At 66.9% G+C, this 2,209-nt stretch carries 1 protein-coding gene; it reads right to left on the bottom strand.

All coding sequences use genetic code 11. The features are described 5' to 3' along the window. Positions 1-139: 139 nt before the first annotated feature. On the bottom strand, positions 140-1,570 hold the full coding sequence (gene ltrA / locus ACFQ87_RS45820) for a group II intron reverse transcriptase/maturase (protein ID WP_380616982.1): 1,431 nt from the start codon (positions 1,568-1,570) through the stop codon (positions 140-142). Between the last annotated feature and the right edge of the window lie 639 nt (positions 1,571-2,209).

Below are 2,209 nucleotides of genomic sequence, written 5' to 3'. Positions count from 1 at the left end.
ACTGGTGAAGTCGGCCCGGGGCGCGGTTCCGGTCTTTCGACCGGCCCGTTTCCCCGGAGCCGCTTCCCGAACCGGGCATGCGACTTGGCACCGCACCCGGCTCTCCACAAGTCCCGGAGGAGCCTCGTGGTGGTGGTTCTCATCCCGTGATCGGCCAGGGAGTGGGGATGGCTGCTCCCCGGTAGCGGTAGCGCGTGGTGCCTACCGAGATGGGGTTGAACAGTTCCCTGTTCTCGCTGTGCCACCACAATCCGACGCCGCCATACTGGCGGTGGATCTTCCTCCGGCCAGTCTTGGGGTGCTTGCGCTGCACCCATCGCCACACCGTGCGCCACAGATAGTGGCGCAGGTAGGAGAAGGTCGCGTAAGACACTCCTGGCCGGAAGTAGGCGCACCAGCCCCGCACTGCCGGGTTGAGCCGGAGCAGCAGGGCGTCGAGCGGCTGGTTCGTGCCGACCTCGCGGCACAGCGTCTTGACCTTGGCCATGATGGCCCGCAGGGCCTTCTTGGCCGGGTAGGTGTAGACGTAGTGCCGGTTGGTGCCTGGTTTTCGGTGGCGCTGGATGCGCCAGCCGAGGAAGTCCAGGCCCTGCTCGATGTGGGTGATCAGGGTCTTCTCCTGCGACAGGCGCAGGCCCATCGTGGAGAGGACCGCCGCGATCTGTTCGCGTAGCGCTTCGGCGTCTGCCTGGGTGCCGTGCACCATCAGGCACCAGTCGTCCGCGTACCGGACCAGCCGGAAGTTGGGCAGACTGCGGCGTCGACGCCTTCGGCGCTCGTTGAGTTCAGTTCCGGGTCCGCCGGGAGCCTGGGCGATGAACTCGTCCAGGACCGAGAGAGCCACGTTGCTGAGCAACGGCGAGAGGATCGAACCCTGCGGAGTGCCGGTGTCGTTGTCCCGCAGCCGGCCGTCCTCACCGAGGATGCCCGCCTTGAGGAACGCCTTCACCAGAGCCAGGACGCGCTTGTCTGCGACTCGTGCCCGCACCCGGTCCATCAGGGCCGTGTGCGAGATCTCGTCGAAGCAGGCTTTGATGTCGCCTTCCACGATCCACTCGTACTTCTTGGACGTGAGCAGGCGCACCTCGGCCACCGCGTCATGGGTCCGGCGGTTCGGGCGGAACCCGTAGGAGCACGGGAGGAAGTCCGCCTCGAAGATCGGCTCCAGCACCAGCTTCAGGGATGCCTGCACGACCCGGTCGGTGATCGTCGCGATCCCCAGGCGACGCAGCTTGCCGCCCGCCTTGGGGATCATCCGCTCCCGCACCGGCAGGGGACGGAAACTGCGGTCCTTGATCTGCGACCGAAGCGAGCCGAGGAACTCCTCGACTCCGACCCCCAGCGCGATGGACGACGCGGTGCGTCCGTCCACTCCGGCCGTGCGTGCACCCTTGTTACCCCGCACCCGGTCCCAGGCCACCAGGAGGAAGCCGGGATCGGCGACGAGATTGAAGAGGTCGTCGAACCTGCGATGAGGATCATCACGAGCCCAACAGTGCAGCTTGGTCTGGATATTCAGTACCCGCAGCTCCGCCCCGAACAGGGCGGACTCCAGTTCGTCGGTGTTCACCGGCGATGACCTCCTGACCTTCCAGTACTTCAGCCACTGACTTGCTGGCCCCCTTGGCCCTGCGACCGGCTTTCCCGGTCTCCGTGACGGGTCGTTACTCCCGCGACTACTACGGGGCCTCCGCCCCACCCACGGCCATCAGTCGGCAACGGACCTGCCCACCGCCGTACTGGCTGCCCGGCGGCTCGGGCGACCGCGGATGGTTCCCACGTTCACCACACAATCGATCGGTCAGGGAGGTGCCCAGCTCTACTCCGGCAGCATCGCCACGCCTACGCCGCAGGCTTTCAACGTGGCCTCCCCACCGGAACAGGAAATCCGGCTTCGGAGTTGACCCACCCACCCGAAGGCGGCCGCGTCACGCGCTGCACACCGGCCCGTATCCACCAGGTTTGAGCCGGCTCGATGCTTACGGAGCTTCATCCACTGGTTCGCTCTCGCTACACCTTCTGACCTCGCTAGACGGACCCGCACCGTCCGGTAGTCCCGGCACGTCCCGCCGTTGTCGGGGCTGCTTGCCGCCCTCCCCGGCGTTCCCCGGATCAGGCTGCCCCCAGCTTCACCAGACCGCTGCGACGGTCCGGCGGAGAAGGCCTTCCACCTCCACTCGATTGCGTAGCGCCTCGTGGCGCACTCCTG

This window comes from Kitasatospora sp. NPDC056531 (assembly GCF_042794375.1).
Classification (GTDB): domain Bacteria; phylum Actinomycetota; class Actinomycetes; order Streptomycetales; family Streptomycetaceae; genus Kitasatospora.
This window is presented reverse-complemented; position numbering and strand designations above follow the sequence as displayed.